15 protein-coding genes and 2 pseudogenes are annotated in these 16,073 nt (G+C 53.2%); 7 read left to right on the top strand and 10 right to left on the bottom strand.

Annotated elements, in window-relative coordinates; all coding sequences use genetic code 11:
* Positions 1-49: 49 nt before the first annotated feature.
* From KTE_RS08570 to KTE_RS08560, 3 genes are all read right to left on the bottom strand, one after another.
* The gene (locus tag KTE_RS08570) at positions 50-232 is read right to left on the bottom strand and encodes a hypothetical protein (RefSeq protein WP_201380236.1); all 183 of its coding nucleotides are present in this window, start codon (positions 230-232) and stop codon (positions 50-52) included.
* Between the two features lie 132 nt (positions 233-364).
* Positions 365-1,912, bottom strand: a complete 1,548-nt coding sequence (locus tag KTE_RS08565; protein WP_201380234.1) for a CocE/NonD family hydrolase — start codon at positions 1,910-1,912, stop codon at positions 365-367.
* A 418-nt stretch (positions 1,913-2,330) separates the two neighbouring features.
* Complete coding sequence (locus tag KTE_RS08560) at positions 2,331-3,278, bottom strand: ornithine cyclodeaminase family protein (RefSeq protein WP_201380232.1); 948 nt, start codon at positions 3,276-3,278, stop codon at positions 2,331-2,333.
* A gap of 417 nt (positions 3,279-3,695) precedes the next feature.
* On the opposite strand from KTE_RS08560, the gene KTE_RS08555 reads away from it, so the two are divergent.
* From KTE_RS08555 to KTE_RS08540, 4 genes and pseudogenes are all read left to right on the top strand, one after another.
* The gene (locus KTE_RS08555; protein ID WP_201380230.1) at positions 3,696-4,244 is read left to right on the top strand and encodes a DinB family protein; all 549 of its coding nucleotides are present in this window, start codon (positions 3,696-3,698) and stop codon (positions 4,242-4,244) included.
* A gap of 14 nt (positions 4,245-4,258) precedes the next feature.
* On the top strand, positions 4,259-5,320 hold the full coding sequence (locus tag KTE_RS08550; protein ID WP_201380229.1) for an LLM class F420-dependent oxidoreductase: 1,062 nt from the start codon (positions 4,259-4,261) through the stop codon (positions 5,318-5,320).
* A 185-nt stretch (positions 5,321-5,505) separates the two neighbouring features.
* Positions 5,506-5,907: pseudogene (tnpA, locus tag KTE_RS08545) on the top strand (IS200/IS605 family transposase); the annotation flags it as partial.
* Between the two features lie 4 nt (positions 5,908-5,911).
* On the top strand, positions 5,912-7,069 hold the full coding sequence (locus tag KTE_RS08540; protein WP_201380228.1) for an RNA-guided endonuclease TnpB family protein: 1,158 nt from the start codon (positions 5,912-5,914) through the stop codon (positions 7,067-7,069).
* Positions 7,070-7,460: 391 nt separating this feature from the next.
* On the opposite strand, the gene KTE_RS08535 is transcribed toward KTE_RS08540, so the two are convergent.
* Positions 7,461-7,649 carry a hypothetical protein gene (locus KTE_RS08535; RefSeq protein ID WP_201380227.1) on the bottom strand — a complete coding sequence of 63 codons (189 nt, stop codon included), beginning with the start codon at positions 7,647-7,649 and terminating at the stop codon, positions 7,461-7,463.
* Between the two features lie 421 nt (positions 7,650-8,070).
* Here KTE_RS08535 and KTE_RS08530 point away from each other — a divergent pair, with 421 nt between their 5' ends.
* Positions 8,071-8,685: a hypothetical protein gene (locus KTE_RS08530; protein WP_201380226.1), complete on the top strand. Its 615-nt coding sequence runs from the start codon at positions 8,071-8,073 to the stop codon at positions 8,683-8,685.
* A 342-nt stretch (positions 8,686-9,027) separates the two neighbouring features.
* Here the strand turns inward: KTE_RS08530 and KTE_RS08525 are convergent, their stop codons facing one another.
* From KTE_RS08525 to KTE_RS08500, 6 genes and pseudogenes are all read right to left on the bottom strand, one after another.
* Positions 9,028-9,210 (bottom strand): hypothetical protein, encoded by a 183-nt coding sequence (locus KTE_RS08525; protein WP_201380225.1) that lies wholly within the window; start codon positions 9,208-9,210, stop codon positions 9,028-9,030.
* A 407-nt stretch (positions 9,211-9,617) separates the two neighbouring features.
* A complete protein-coding gene (locus KTE_RS08520; protein ID WP_201380224.1) occupies positions 9,618-10,436 on the bottom strand; it encodes an MBL fold metallo-hydrolase in 819 nt (272 codons plus the stop codon).
* Between the two features lie 136 nt (positions 10,437-10,572).
* Positions 10,573-10,686 (bottom strand): annotated as a pseudogene (locus tag KTE_RS49510) (TetR family transcriptional regulator); the annotation flags it as partial.
* Between the two features lie 114 nt (positions 10,687-10,800).
* Positions 10,801-11,115 (bottom strand): RNA-binding protein, encoded by a 315-nt coding sequence (locus tag KTE_RS08510; protein ID WP_201371132.1) that lies wholly within the window; start codon positions 11,113-11,115, stop codon positions 10,801-10,803.
* A gap of 806 nt (positions 11,116-11,921) precedes the next feature.
* Positions 11,922-13,559, bottom strand: a complete 1,638-nt coding sequence (locus KTE_RS08505) for a PQQ-binding-like beta-propeller repeat protein (protein ID WP_201380221.1) — start codon at positions 13,557-13,559, stop codon at positions 11,922-11,924.
* Positions 13,560-13,573: 14 nt separating this feature from the next.
* Positions 13,574-14,188 (bottom strand): RNA polymerase sigma factor, encoded by a 615-nt coding sequence (locus KTE_RS08500; protein ID WP_201380219.1) that lies wholly within the window; start codon positions 14,186-14,188, stop codon positions 13,574-13,576.
* Between the two features lie 920 nt (positions 14,189-15,108).
* Here KTE_RS08500 and KTE_RS08495 point away from each other — a divergent pair.
* Positions 15,109-15,621 carry a maleylpyruvate isomerase N-terminal domain-containing protein gene (locus KTE_RS08495; protein ID WP_201380217.1) on the top strand — a complete coding sequence of 171 codons (513 nt, stop codon included), beginning with the start codon at positions 15,109-15,111 and terminating at the stop codon, positions 15,619-15,621.
* 184 nt (positions 15,622-15,805) lie between these two features.
* A complete protein-coding gene (locus KTE_RS08490; RefSeq protein WP_201380215.1) occupies positions 15,806-16,024 on the top strand; it encodes a hypothetical protein in 219 nt (72 codons plus the stop codon).
* Positions 16,025-16,073: the final 49 nt, after the last annotated feature.

The following is a 16,073-nucleotide window of genomic DNA, read 5'->3' as shown; positions in this document are numbered from 1 at the left end:
GGCCGATCCACAGAAAAGCGAGCAGGAGGCAGAGAGCCTTCTCCTGCGCTTACAGGATGCCCCGCGCCTGGGAGCAGTTCCCAAATTCATGGTGCAGCAACGTACTTAGATGGCAGCTCTGGCCTGTGAGGCTCCGGCAAAAACGGGGCGTCCCATCAGCCACTGGACAGGCAGGGAGATTGCCGACGAACTTATGGCGCGTAGAATCGTCACACAGATTTCGCGCTGGCATGCCTCTCGCCTCCTCAAAAGGGGGCTTCTGGACGTACACAGGACTTACTCCTGTAAGCCTCAATGTACTAGTGTGATTGCAATCCGCTCATGCTCTGCACGAGCGAACTGCAATCACACTAGAAATGATTATTTACATGTTTCGCTTTGGAACTACGGGCAATACTAACGCGGAGGGGTGCACCGCATCATGATAAATCCTCTGGTGAGCAGTAATGTATTCACTGGTCTTACCCAGAGGTGCACCGGTATTCAAATTGCGATCATATTTGGGGAATGCGCTGGAAGAGACTTCCAGCCCGATGCGATGCCCCTTCTTAAACAATTGCGCGGTATCCCAGCATTCGATAGTGTAATGATAGATCTTGCCGGATTCAATCAACGAGGGCTTCTCCATGCCATCGCGGAAACGAGCTCGTATCAGGCCATCACATAAACGCTGCCTGAAGCCGGTCGGCCAGACATCAACCAGCTTCGCTGTAAAGTCGGTATCTACGGCAGAGGATTCCGCATAGAGTTCGAGGCGCACCGGACCTGTTACCTCCACTTCTTCCGCAAGCGGCTCGGTGACGTAAACAAGCACATCGTCGCGGCGCTCCACAGCCGCGTAATCATCAGGACCACCAATCTGCGATGATGTCGGCTCGGAAATAAAAGGAACGGGACGAGCTGGATCATAACGATATTTGTCTACCGGCTCTTCACCTTCCGGCATGTGCGTAGATAACGTGCCATCTCCAAATAAGCTATTGGCATTGCCACCACTGTGCAGGTAGTAATGGGTCCATTGGGTTCGCGCCAGAGGCCATTCCTGCTCGTCGCGCCACGTATTTTCGCCCATAATAAAGATACGTACAGGAGCCTCCTGGAGATCTTGCGGCTTATTTTTCAGCCAACGATCAAACCAGCGTATCTCTTCGCTACGCATATCAATCAGAGAACCCAGGCCAAAATCGACCTCACCCAATTTGCTTGTTGTATTTACCGCGTGTCCCCACGGTCCCATCAGTAGACGCTGACCGGCGCGTATCTCAGGCGTTGCCCCCCCGGTAGTCATGCCGTGAAAGTTCAGCGGAGTACCAATTTCCTCGTCATCATACCAACCCGAAATGTGCAGCACGGGAACATTGATGCTATCGAACTTGTTCTGGTAGCGTATACGTTCCCAATACTCATCGAGCAGAGGATGCTCGATATCCTCGCGCCAGTGGCGATTAGGCCGCCCCGCTCGCTCGTCCATAGTGAATAAGGGGAGATGCCAGTAGACTGACCCCCAGTCCACTGCCTCCATCACCTGATTGACCTTGCCACTGACATAGTGCAGCCAGCATAAATGCATGGGCGAAGCTAGACCAGTCGGTGTTTCTACAAAGGGATCGGAGGGCGTCACGCCTACTACCATCGCTTTCAAGTGAGGGGGGGATTGCAAAGCCGTAAGCCACTGAATTCGGCCCGGGTAAGAGTTACCGATTGTCCCTACAGCACCGGTTGACCACGGCTGAGCCGCCAGCCACTCGATAGCATCGTACCCATCGATACCATCATTGAAATACGGCGTAAATTCACCCTCAGAATCGCCACGCCCGCGCACATCCATACCGACGAAAACATATCCGCGTTGTGCATATGCCTTAGCACGTTCTAACATTGCCGTGTTGGCCTTGACATAAGGGGTGCGCATGAGAATCACCGGCCACTGTTCGCCGGTCGGGGGAAATATATATCAGCTGATAGGGTCACGCCGTCGCGCATTGGCACGCGCTGGTCAAAAGCAATCCGAATATCTGAGGCCATTGCATATTCCTTCGTTCTACCGTTCTACGGGATACTACCTGGAAGCATCGCTTCAAGCTGCTCTATAGTCCAGTCTACGTCGCTCTTTATGAGAAGTCAACCGGGAAATGTCATAGCATGCCGGTAATGAGTCCGATGTGCAAGCTTTTGACCGTCTGCGGCAGCGCTATCCCTGTGGTTGTGGCCTGCCGACCAACAGTGTCGGCAGGCCACAACCACACTATGGAGGAAAGGAAGCAGTCTCGAGCAGAAATGGAACAGTTTGCAAGAACATGACGCCCACCCTTTCTCGTCTTGCCAGCCTTTTAGAGCACCACGCTACGACCAATACCCTCCTGTTTCGCACGGTGATAGACGAGGCTGGCAGCAGCCATATCCTCGCAGGCGTGCCCCATGGCCTTGTAGACGGTGAGCTCGTCTGCGGATTGCCGTCCCTGGCCCAGGCCCAACAAAACCTCGCCAAGCTCCGTGCCGAGGCTCGAATCCAACGCGGCCAGTTCAGCACAGCCAGCCGGTGGGGGCTCGAAGGCCTGTCGGGTCTCCACGAAGAGGCGCGCCTCGGCGATCACCCTTCTGTCCAGTTCTCCGCCCGGAGGCGCATAGCCAACCGAAGTGATATGCGTTCCGGGTGCGAGCCAGTCGAGACTGATCACCGGCTCAGCTGCACTCGTGCACAGACACACCACGTCGGCTCCGCGCACGGCCTCCTCAGCGGCCTCCACCGCGTGTGCCCTGGCATCGATGGTCGCCAACTGCTCGGCATGGGCGAAATGGCGCGAGGCCACACGGATCTCGGTGAACGGACGCGCGTGGGGAAGCATCAGGAGATGCGCGTGGCCCTGCACTCCGGCGCCGATAATCGCCAGCACGCGAGCATCTGTGCGCGCCAGAAGTCGGGTCGAGAGGGCGGCAGCCCCAGCCGTCCGTAGCGCGGTAATGTACGTCCCGTCCATGAATGAGAGGGGAGTACCCGTCTCTGGATCGAACAAGCAGATGAGAGCCTGGTGCACAGGAATGCCGAGCCGCTTGTTTTCGTGAAAGAGGGTGACCAACTTGACGGTGACTTCTCGGCCCTGCTGATAGGCTGGCATGGCGAGCAGAAGCCCCGTATTGGAGGCGGAGACCCCAATGCGTTTGGGGGCATCGACCAGGCCGCTACTTTGCGCCCTGAAGCCTTCGGAAAGCTGGTCCAAGAGTGCCTCAGGGTCCAACAATCTCCGGACCTCCGCTTCATTGAGCATCAAGATGTCCATAGGATCCTCCCGCGATCAGTATGTACAGGTTTGGGAAAAAGTGTACCAGAGTGGGAGCGGTTTTTCCAGGAAGTTTTGATAACATATGGGAAATGAGGCCAATCTTCACGCTGGTAGGTGCGCCGTTTACAAGCATTTTCACCATATCTCGATGGCTATCATTTTCGCACCCGTAGCGCTCATATATCGCTTTCCTCTAAACCAAAATGATCTACGGATATCTGCACGATCAGTACAAGCACCTGGAGTTATATGTAGATGAGTCAATAAAGTTTTTTTACAGCACTGGCGGTTCGAACTCTGTGATGGGCGAATCACTCTGTTGCTGCGAGCATGTGACATAATAGGAGCATATAAATCCCTGAACGGGCTCTGATAATGTTTACAAAGCAGTAAGCGTCGATGTGAGGATGAACTATGTCTCAAGACAAACAGGAGACGCGTGAGGAAGAGGTTGCTCGCGTTCGTAGTTATCTGGCGAGTCAGGCGATGCGTCGTACAGTAGGGCAGCTCGTTGAAGCGCTGCGAGAGGCGCACCATCAGTTTTTAGCTGCGACTGCTGCTGTCCCTGATGCTGCCTTTCGCACAGCTCCAAGGGAAGGGGAATGGTCTGCGGCTGATGTCCTGGCGCACGTTCGTGCCATTGCTGCCATTGACGAACGTTCGATCTGTGGCGTGCTTGAGCGTGGCGAGCAGCCTGCAAATGTGGACGATGCGCTTGAGCAGGCTTCACCCAATGCCACACGCGAGCAAATGTTGGCAGATATCGAAGGGTTCCGTGAACGGTTGATAGCTGTCGTGCTTCATGCCGACTCCCAGGCTCATCTCGATATCCTCTGGGGACACAATGAGTTCGGCAACATGAACTGGCGAGAATGGCTCCTATTCGCTCGTGTCCATACGCTCGATCACGCACGTCAGATGCAGGTAATCGCAGCGGTATTGGCATCAACGTCACCGCTATAGAGGAGAGAGAAACAATGAAACTGGCAATACAGTTTGGCGTCTCTACGTATACCTCCTCCAACGAAGACTGGGCGTCGGCACTCACTTATGCGGTTGAAGCTGAGCGTTTAGGGATAGATTCGGCCTGGACGGCAGAAACGTGGGGCTATGATGGAGCGACGCCTCTGGCATATCTGGCGGCAAAGACCACCAGGATAAGGCTTGGTACAGGCATTCTGCAGGTCGGCACTCGTACTCCTGCTCTGACGGCGATGACCGCCATGGCCCTGGCATCTCTCTCTGGAGACCGTTTTCTTCTTGGGTTGGGTGTCAGCGGGCCACAGGTAATCGAAGGATGGCATGGAGTGCGTTTTGCCCGACCGCTCCAGCGTTTGCGGGAAACCGTGGAGATTGTGCGCCAGGTTACCCGAGGGGAACGCCTTGTCTATCACGGGGAAGCGTATCAGATACCTCTTCCCGAAGGTGAGGGCAAAGCGCTGACCTCGAGTGTCCCAGCGCGACCGGGCCTGCCTGTTTACCTGGCAACGCTCGGTCCCAAAAGCTTGGAACTCACCGGTGAGCTGGCCGATGGCTGGCTCGGCACTTCCTTCATCCCGGAACATGCCTCTCTGTTTTTCGATCCCATCGCCGCTGGGGCTGCACAGGCAGGCCGCACCATCGCTGACCTTGATCTACAGGTTGCTGCCGGAGTAGTTGCGTTCTCTGATGACGTTGAGAGCCTGATTGTTCCTCGTAAGCCGGGTCTTGCGTTCACGCTTGGGGCTATGGGATCACGGCGACATAACTTTTATAACGATGTGTACCGACGCGCTGGGTATGCGGATGTGGCGCTTGTGGTGCAAGATCTGTGGTTCAAGAAGCAGCGCGAAGCGGCGGCGTCGCGTATCCCCGATGAACTAATACTCAAAACCAATCTCATCGGCACGGAAAATATGGTGCGTGAGCGTCTTCGCGCCCATCGGCGCGCTGGAGTGAACACGTTGCAGGTGGATCCTGCTGGGCAGACACTGGATGAGCGACTGGCAACATTGGCGCGCTTGGTAGAACTCGTTAAAGAGATCAACGCTGAGCCTTGAGGCAGAGATTATACTGCTCGCCAACTCCGGGTGCCGTAAGATATCGAGGACACATCGGTTTACCCATAACCGCGTCTGAAAGCCCCTGGCTTCAGCCATGGGGATGAAAGACGCGTTCCTTTTCGGGGAGGGGAAGAAGAGCAACGCGTTCGGGTATTCTCCTCTTGACAGGAGATACGAAAGTGCTGTACACTAGAACCCATGTTCAAGAGTATCGAAGCAATCGGAACGTGGTTTTTGCGTGCCATTCTCATGTGGTCTGGTGTCCCAACTATCGACGCACACTGCTTGTCGGGACCATCGAAACCCGCTTCAAGCAGATCAGTAGCCAGGTCTGCGAAGAGCATCAAGCAGAGCGAGAAGAGCGAGAGGTGATGCCAGATCATGTGCATCTCGCGGGTCAATGTGGACCCCAGTTTGGGATCCGTCGGCTGGTGAAACGCATCACAGATCGTTCCTCTCGATGCTTGCCACAGGAGTTCCCCGAACTCAAGCGAACATTGCCCACGTTGTGGACGAATTCCTCTTGTGTCAGCACATCAGGTGGTGCTTCCTTGAACGTCATCAAGCAGTCTATTGAGCAACAAAACCATGTCTCACAAGACCTTTCACTACCGGATCTATCCGACAAAAAAGCAAGAGACGACCCTCACCCACTGGCTACAGCTGCTGTGTGAGACGTACAACGCCGCCTTGCAAGAGCGCCGGGATGCCTATAGAATGGCGGGGAAATCGATCGGCTTTTCCCATCAGTGCGCCGAATTGCCCGAGTGCAGACACATGCGTCCCGATCTGGCTGAGGTGCCTTCCCAAGTCCTCCAAGATGCGGTCAAACGCGTGGATCTTGCCTTTGATCGATTTTTCCAGAGATGTGCGAGTGGAGAGAAGCCAGGCTATCCCAGATACAAGTCTCATGTTCGCTATGATAGCATGACGTTCAAGCAATACGGCAATAGTTTCGACGTTGCAGCGAGCGCTCAAAAGAACCGGGGAACGCTCGTGCTCGCCAAATTGGGCCAGGTGAAAATGGTGATGCATCGGCCCCTCGCCGGAACGCCAAAAACAGCGATTGTGAAGCGGACGCCTACAGGCAAATGGTTCGTCTCGATCTCGTGTGAAGATGTGCCAAAGGAAAACGTCCCTCAATCTGACAAAGAAGTCGGCATCGATGTCGGGCTCAAAACCTTTGCCTATCTCTCCGATGGCACTTCCATTGAGAATCCACGCTTCTTCAGGCAAGAAGAAAAGAACCTGGCGAAGGCACAACGCAAGCGAGACAAAGCCCCGAAACAATCGCAAGAACGAAAGAAGCTGAAGAAACGCGTGGCACGCGTCCACGAACGGACAAAGCATCGCCGCAAGAACTTTGCGCACCAGCACTCGCGCAAGATTGTCAACACCTGCGACCTGATCGCCGTAGAGGCGCTGATCGTGCGCAACATGGTTAAGAATCCGAAACTGTCAAAATCCATCGCAGATGCAGCGTGGTCACAGTTCTTTGCGTTTCTGTGCAGCAAAGCGGAAGAAGCTGGCCGCACAGTGGTCAAAGTCAACCCGGCCTACACCAGTCAGCGATGTTCCTGTTGCGGACATGTGCAAGAGATGCCGCTCTGCGTACGGATCTACGAGTGTCCCAACTGTGGACTCGTGATCGATCGCGATCACAATGGCAGCAAAAATATTTTAGATGAAGGTTTAAAGGCTGTGGGACGACACAGCCGCGTCATTCCAGAAGCCCCCGGCTTGTAAGCCGTGGGGAGTCGTCACTCAAATCCTTGCACGTCTTCCGGAGAAATAGTAATCCATCTTGCTTTTGCTCAACACGCTTGCTTCCGCGTCACAGCGGGAAGCAGAACAATTTCAAGGAAAGAAAAATGGCCTGGTTCGATAATGTAATAGAACCAGGCCATTTTTAGCGACAACTTGACTGCTGGCCCTATCGCGCTTTTCATCCGCTCAACCAACTTGAGAGGCCAGCTTAAGGCGAACTTATCGAGATATTACAGGTATACTTTCTCTTGCCGGGACATTGTTCTACCCACGCCAGCATGTGCTGAGCTCGTCTCACGAAACTGGGACCAGCCCAAAGCCGGGCTACCCGGCTTTTCGGAGAGAGACATGCAAGATCATCACCTGAGCCTCAAGACGTGTGCAATACTTCCTCGATGCATGCTGCAATTTCCTTCTGCTTGTGACTGCTCATCCCGTAGAGTCGCCCAGGAAAGGAGGTCAGAATGGCAATGCGGTCGTCGGTCAACTCCTGCTCAGGCGTCTTCCTATCGTTGGGGTACAGCACAGTGAAGCGAACGCCATAACCAGCGAAAAACACGGTCAGATATTCCAACCCAAGCTGGTTAAGCGATCGGCGTAGGTAACGACGACTTCAGCCACTTGATCCTTCTGGATCATGCGCAACATCCTACGCAACTGCTTACGATCCGCTTGAGTCCGCTCCCACTGTCCGATAGCTCGACAATCTCCTGACTAGGCCGTTCCCGCCTTGCCCAGGCTACGAATGCTTCCATTTGAGGCCGGAGGTCAGCCCGCTGGTCATGCCCAGAGACACGCCCATAGAGCACCACCACGGCACTTACCCGGCTCCGAGCGAGGACTTCTCCATTCTTTTCTCCACAGAGCTCGTGAGCACATCGCGAATTTTCGTGACGTTACGATACGTTTCATCTGGTATGATATCTTATGCACCGTGACTTCCAGAAGTCGATAGCGTGCGCAAAGAGAAGCGGGTGGTCATGAAACAGAAAACAAGAGATCTGATAGGACAGGTGCAAGACGCGCTCCTTGCCCTTCCGGATGCGATGCTGATGGAGACGCTCACGCGGTGGCTCGACCGTGCTGACGAAGAACTGGAATGCCTGGATTGGAGTGACCAGTATCGCTACGCGTGCGGGTACCGCGTCCAATCGGACGAGACAGGCACAATCTATCCCTCATTCGAGGCGTTAGACGAGGCGGAACCCGATGGATCATGTGGGTCCTGGGTTATACCATCTCTAGAGGCGGTGCGCCGCTTTCTCTTGAGCCTCCCACGAGAAGACTTTTATCACACCATTCTTCCCCTGGCGAGTGACGCGCTCAGTCAGCAGGCATATGAAGAGGGCTGGGGCTTCCCACCGTCAGTGGCCAGCGACGGCTACGATTTCATGCGCTGTCTGGCCGTCCATCTGCGCTATAAAGGGCTGGAGGGGCAAAGGCCAGAATATGGCCGCGTTTCTCTCTCCAGGCAGGCGTTCGGCAAGAGGAGGTCGATGGATCGTTCCAGCTCCGATCTCGCCCTTTGGCATCTCTGCCCTGCACGCCACCGAGCATCGCCCGCCCGCTGTACAGCGCAGGGGGCTTGGCAATAAGACGGTGGCCGGATCGAGTCTTTCGGCTCTTGCTCAACTGAGGTGTGTGGTTGAGTTTCTCCGAGGGGAATGCTTACCTCTTTGAGCACGAACAGAAACAGTTCCTCTTATTACTAACCGAAGAGGTTTTCCACCTCGATTGAGCAAGAGCCGCAAAATCGGCCCTTCCTTCAGTTAATTTACTAAGCCTGTGATGGAGCATGGAGAGGCAACGCGTGCTGTGCTGCTCCTGGGCACAGCACGCTTTATTGCGAGCCGTGGGAGCTTGACGCGGCGATGTTTTTCATCAGGCCTGCGGAGGAAGGAACTCGGATTCTGAACCACCGCCTTACGCGGCTCGTGTCATGGTGCATTTGACGCGCCTCGCTCGGGTCGTGCTGCAGGCTGTGTAGCGCTTGGTCGTGCGACTGTCGCGTGGTGGGTCGGACCCCTGGGAAGGGACGGGGCGGCCTCAACAGGAGCGATCCGGCGATCCGGCAACATTGGCAGCTCGTGTGCTGTGCCTTTTCCTTTTGCTGGCACCATCAGGCTCACCTTCCTGCAACAAAGCCGGTGAAGCCAGCTCAAACCCCTTCTACGACTCAGCAGGAACAGCAAGAGGTTCCAGGAGCGCATAAGGCCAGGGAAAAAAAGGAAGGCGAAAGGCTGCAACGGCCACAGGTGTCCTGGCCCAAAGCCCTGCGAGCGGTTCGCCGATGGCTCGAACCCTGGGTCTTGCTCTAGCGGTTTTGGCACGCGTGGTCGCCACAGCCCCCATCCCTCCCGCTCCAGCAACTCCTAGAGCATCTCTGGCGCGGCTCCCTTCTGTACCTGTATGCCACCTATTGACCTGAGTCAACGACGTTGCGGCTCCGGCCCTCTGTCGAATGGGCTTGATTTGATATTACTGTAAAAGGGAATGAGGTGAGCTATGCACTCACCTCGAATAAAGGCTAATCCAATGGCCGCTCAAGGGCCTGGAGATATCTATCGGCAGAGCGCAGCACGGCCTGATGAGCATCTTGCATCACAACGCGTCCGAACCAGGCCCCATAGAGGCGCTCAAAACGATAGGGGGCAATAGTATCGCGAATACGGTTGACCTCGTAGGCCGGTAAGGGAATCAGATTGGGATAGCTATACATGAAGGAAACCCATTGCCGGTCGGCCACAACGGTAATGATGTCGCCGGACAACAACGCCCCCTTGCCATCGAAACCGGCAGGCCAGTGCAGAACAGTACCACCGCGAAAATGCCCTCCCAGGCGGATCAGCGTGAGATCTGGCTGCAGAGAATGCGTTTCGCCTGACCAGAATATGATGTGTTCGTCGGGCCGCATCACCCACTGGCGATCGGCCTCGTGTAGGTAGATCGGTGCATTGAAGTGCCTGGCCCACGCCACCATCGAACTATAGTAGTGAGGATGAGAGATGGCAATTGCCGCGATGCCACCACGCTGCTGCACTTCGGCCAACGTCTGCTCATCCAGCAGACTAATGCAGTCCCAGAGTACGTTTCCCTGCGGCGTCTGAACCAGCAAGGCGCGCTGCCCTATGGCAAAAGAAGGCTCGGTGCCAATGCCGAGAAGATTCGGCTCCTCTTCCTTGAAGACATTATGAAATCCATTGCGGGACATTTCGGCCAGCGTTGTCCATTGCTGCCCGTTGTATCCCACATATTGCCGTTGATCGTTACAGATCGGGCACACGAGAGGCTGAGCCTCTCGCGCCGCGAATTGAGAACCACAGGTAACGCAGATCCAATGTTCCATCGTATCCCTTCCTTTCCAGAAAAGTTGCTCTCTTTTTGATGACATAGATCAGTATAGAATGATGGGAAGCCCGCTGTCATTGTCCAAAAGGTGTAATTTTTCTTTCGTACAAAAGGACAGGATCTGAGCGCCAGGATCACATTACAGCACGTACCATCTCGTGGGCAAACTGAACATCGAGGGGGCCGTGTTGCACCAGCAGATGGTACCACATGGCTCCATAGATCAGATCGGCCAGCACCTCAATATTGCTATCAGGTGGAGGAAAAACAAAAAAGAAGGAAGGCTAGCACATGGGCTAACCTTCCTTCTTTCGTGATCTCAACGTTTTTTCTGAACGTTTCATGCTATCTGATGTTGGGGCTTAGTAGCGTCCGCTCCGATAGCTCGTGTCTGAATACCGTTCTCTTGCCTGGAATCCTCTGCTTCCTGCCGCCTGGCGCTCACGCGCCTCGTTGACGGTGATCGTCCGATTTCCTAGAAGGGTTCCGTTCAGTCGCTCAATGGCGGACTGTGCTTCTTGATCGGTACTCATTTCGACAAAGCCAAATCCTTTGCTTCGCCCTGTCTCACGATCCGTGATGACCGAAGCCTGAGTGACCTGCCCGACCTGGGCAAAAAGATCACCAAGGTCTTGCTCGGTCGTTTGATAAGGGAGACCCCCTACATATAGTCTCATGTGTATTTACTCCTGTGTGAACATCTCTCTATCCATTGATGCTCGGAGAAACCATTTCCCACAGAAGCGATCCAATTTCTTTGTGATGCCATACACGTATAGAAACAGGTTTGGCGAGCAACTTATTCCCTCGCCTTCACATTCAAAGCGGCTTCAGAAAGACCTCGCTCTCGTTCCCTACTTCATGAGCGATCTTAAAGAAGAATCTGTGTATCCATATCGAGCGTTCAGGAAGAATTGAGCAACAGTATATTCTGAGGCCATATTGAACCTCATCGGGAGTGGTGCGCTCACAGCTCATGGTGTTTCCATTAATACTCAGGGGCCACCCCTAATTAGCCGATTCAAAAGTGTCATTATTTCCCAGAAGAGCAATCGTCATGACCTGATTCGCTGGGGTGCGGCAAGAATTTTTGCAACACGTGAGTATGGCGAGCAGGAGGCTCTGCTCAGCTGATAGTTCCCGCCCTAGCTTTTCGCACTTATGACGTAGAGAGGAATAAAGTTGCAGACCTAGCCAGATGATCCTGGGTCGAACGCAATTTTGATGATCCGGGGATGAGTGGTCATGAGGGGAATTTTTGTGATTTCGCTACTTTCTTCGTTCGTCCTGGAGATCGCTCCCCAAGCATATTCATGAGCTCTCGATTTGTCAATAAGCAAGCTATATATCACTTGGATCATCAAAATTGCGTTAGCCCAGGCTCATTTGTCTAGGTTTGACCCCTGTAGGCTCGATATTTATGAGCGCAACCCGTACCGCGTTCCATACTCTCTACGAGGAACGTTTTCACCGCGCCAACCCATTACGGTACAACGTTGATATAACCGAGATGCGCACTATGGAAGCCCATCTTATCGACTATATCCACGCCATATTGACCCTGCCAGAGTTCCTTTTGGTTTGTGAGATCATAGGCGATGATCTTGAGACCGCTCTTGGTGTAGAGCACACCTTCTTCAATGGAAACGGGGTCAGCTACAACATCCTTTTGCCAGGCAGGTTGCCCATTGGCTTTCAGGACGTAGAGCGTGTAGGAGGTAACCTGGCCCTGGTCATAAGTTCCTCCACTAACGCTGACATAACCATTACCAACGGTTAGCCAGTACACACCATTGCCATAATTATGTTCCCAGATCTTCTCTCCCTGTGTATTGAGCGCAGAGAGAAGAAAATTATTTCCCTTAGAGGAGGTAAAGTAGATGTGACCGCTATCGATAGCAAAGCTGCCTATATTCTGATCAGCAGCAGCATATTTCCAGCTCTGTTTCCCATTTTTCGGATTAAAGGTATAGAAATAGCTCTGATATACTTGCCCATTATTGCGCTGGCTCACTGAGGACGAATAGGCATAGATAATGCCATCCACAACCTGTGCGTCGCCAAAGACCTGCTCCTCGGATGTGAGTTTGGTACTCCAGACCTGCTTACCGCTCTTGATGTCAACGGCATACAGTGTATGCTCCAAGGCTCCATAGAGTACCCCGTTATTTATCTGTGGCACGCTTCCATCATAGAACGTCGAACCCGAAAGCCTCTTCTCCCCAGTGCTGGGATCAGTATAGTACTGCATTACCAGAGCAGAAGCGCCGGTCTTATATGTCCAGTTCTGCTTGCCAGTCTCGCTATTGAACGCGAATACCGTGCCGGCTCGGTTGACCACAAAGACCTGCCCATCCGAGACTACAGGTATCGTGAATACTCCCATATTAAAATCGCTGCCACCCTCATCAGTTATTGTGAGCGCCTTAAAAGGAACATCCCAGCGTACCTTGCCAGTGGTAGCATTCAATGCAACGAGATGCGACTGGTGTGAGGAGACATCCGAAGCATTGAGATAGACCGTATCCCCGTAAACTATTGGCGAACCTACCTCTGCGAGCTTTTTGCTCCGAAAAGTCCACAGAGATTTGTGTGTTCCCGCATCCAGCTTGTCTACTACTTCGAGGTTTTGCTTGTCACGATACGTTATATAGATTCCGGAAGAGTCGACGACTGGCGTGCTTGTTGGCTTGTTTGAAGCTGTGTTGCTTTGTTTGTGGGCTGTGTTGTTCTTGCTCGCTGCGCTGAAGATGAGGGCCGCGCTTCCAGCCAGCACGGCGATCACTATTACCGCCGCGATCAGGCTCAGGGTACGCTTGATGCTGCCTCGCGACGAGTTACCTGAAGACGATGTATCCTTCATCGTTTGCTTCCTTTGTTGTAAAGAGATAGACGTGGTTCGGGTCACATTCTGTAAGCGCTGCTGTGAGAGGGATGTCTTTTGTGCTGTTGTTTGTATGGGTGTGGTCTGTGCCGAGAAGAGGCGTCTGGAGATGTTTGTCCATCCCTGCTCAAGATTGACTTCAAGGTGAGCATGCTCACGCAGTGTAGCGCGCAACAAGGCTTCATTTAGTGCTTCTCCGCGTTCATTGTTGGGCGGGAAACAGGATGGTTTGCTCATGGTGCTGATCCTTTCTACTGGGGAGCTTGTACTTCAGCAAGTGCGCTTTGCGTTCCTCTTTGCTGAGATTGTAGGGATGCTTCCGTTGACGAAAGACGGAGTTTTCGCAAAGCTCGATGAAGCGTCGTACGAATAGTTCCTTCACGTTTCTCCAACAGCTGTGCAATCTCAGAGAACGAGTAGTCACCGTAGTAGCGCAGGATGAGAGGGACACGATACTTCACTGGAAGCATCTGGACGCACCGCCACAGATGTGTCCGTCTCTCCTGAGAAATGGCAACCGCTTCGGGTTGCATATCCGATGAGCATTCCCACTCTTCGCGGAGCGCATCTGTCTGGTCAAGCAAGATGTGTTGTTTCTGTTGTCTGACCTTGAGCGCGTCCACTATATGGCGGGTCACAATGCGCTGAAACCAGAGCGGGAAAGCCAGAGGGTCGCGTAACTGATGACGATGCTCAAATGCACGGAGAAATGCCTCCTGTGCACAGTCCTGGGCATCATCAAATGCCAGACCGCTAAGAACTGCTAGGCGCACACATCGGGGATAGTGCAGGTTGAAAAGTGTGTGAGTTGCCTGTTCATCGCCTTGTTGCCATGCGAGAATCAGAGCTGATTCACTATCAGGCATAGTGTTGTTGAATCCTTTCTCTTGGATGCTGTTAAAAGGACTGGAAGGAGGGAAGAAATGTTACACCAAATGAGAACATTTCTCATAGGTTTTGAGAAAGTGATCAAAGTGGCACCGTGAAGCAATTAAGGAAACTGAGAATCCTCAGTCTCCTTAGGCAGAAGATCACCATCAAGGGCAGCATCCCTCGCCAAATACGCCGAAGGGAGCCAAACTCAGCATATGGACATTCAATTTCCAGGTATTCTAGCATCGTGCTTCCGATCAAGAGACAAGATGAGGCTGCCTTAGGGCTGCCTTCTTGGTGTGACACTATGAGAGGTAGGCCTGAGAATATTCTTTGCGCAAAAAAACTTGCCACACCCGATTCGCTGCTGCGGGTGCGGCAAGTTTTTTGCGTGAGGCAGAATCCAGGCAACAAGCCGCTGCCACAAGCAGTGTAGAGCTCAGAGAGCTTCATTGATGGGTATTGATCGCGTGTGGGGAGGTCCGAACTGACAATCGCCTCTTAGCGAGATTGCCCTCTCGATGCGAAATCGACGAAGAGAGAGGGTGGACCCACTTTCCTTTTCTTTCTGATCGCGCTGTTGTCTCCCATCGTACCACCTCTCCATTGCTAATAAAAAGCATGAAGATCGAGCTGGTTTGATGCGAAGAGTGAGCAGCACAACCATTGCCACCAGAGAAACCGCTCTTGAAGCGGCTCGTTTACACCCGAAAGTTGTCAATTTACAGGGAACTCTCTGCCCGTGCTGACGGGAAAACAGGATAAAGAATCGTAAATAGCCTTTTATCGCGTCGATACGAAAAGTTATTCAAACAACAATCAGGGCAAGTTCTATCCGTTTTTTGTGGTAATCTCAAACGAGACAACAAGGAAAAATGTGTAGAATTCGAGCGATTCGCGAAAGGAGACGGCCATGGGTAAGCAGACGTTTCTTGATACGCTGCACGGTGAACGCACACAATGGGATGCACAGGTGGCGCAGGTCGACGAGGAGCGAATGACGCAATCTGGTTTCGCCGGGAAATGGTCGCTAAAGGATGTCATTGCACATATCGCAGTGTATGAAGAATGGACCGCAAATGAGATCCAGCGCGCACGGCGAGGCGAGCAGCCAGAGTGGGACCCGGAGTTGACGGGGGGAAACGACGATGAGCGAAATGCGAGATTATATGAGCAGCAGCGCGGGCGGACGCTCGCCGACACGCTGGCTTTCTCTTGGCGGGCATACCAGCAACTTGTAGAGGCAATACAGGCGCTCTCCAACGAAGACTTCAATAGCACCGATGGATTGGGCGGACGGCTGCATTCGTTTTGGGTGGGACGACCGCTGTGGGAAGGGCTTGTCGGGAATGCGTATCAGCATTATCGAGAGCACTCACCAGATCTGAAAGCGTGGCTGGATGGTCAGGCAGAGGTTGGTAAATAGCGCTCGGTTGAGAACCTCTATCGAGCTTTCACTTCAGTTTTTGGGCGATTCAATCTGTTTTGTCTGAACCGATCTCGCCTGTTTTTGCAGTCTCACCAAGCACCAAAAAGCAGCACGCTGACCATCCGAATTGACAACCATCGAGTATTATAGATCGCCTCCTGGGCGGTTTCTCTGGTGTACAATGGTTGTGCTGCTCAACCTTTGCGCTTTTTACCAATTGCTCTGGATGAGCTCGACGCAAAAAAAACTTGCCGCACTCGTTCGCCGGTTCGCTGCCGGCGGCATGACAATTGCTCTTTTTTTCGTGATCATGACGCCAATTTGGGAAAGGAAAACGATCGTTTTCCTTTCCCAAATTGGCAATTTTACCCAAAAAGAAGCAATGAAATGGCGAAAATGAGATTTTTATCCCCTCCTTGTCCTTAACGAGGATTTTGGGGGAGAAAATG

The sequence above is a fragment of the Ktedonobacter sp. SOSP1-85 genome (assembly GCF_016587415.1).
Classification (GTDB): domain Bacteria; phylum Chloroflexota; class Ktedonobacteria; order Ktedonobacterales; family Ktedonobacteraceae; genus Ktedonobacter.
Note: the sequence above shows the minus strand (reverse complement) of the source record. Positions and strands in the feature narration are given on the sequence as shown.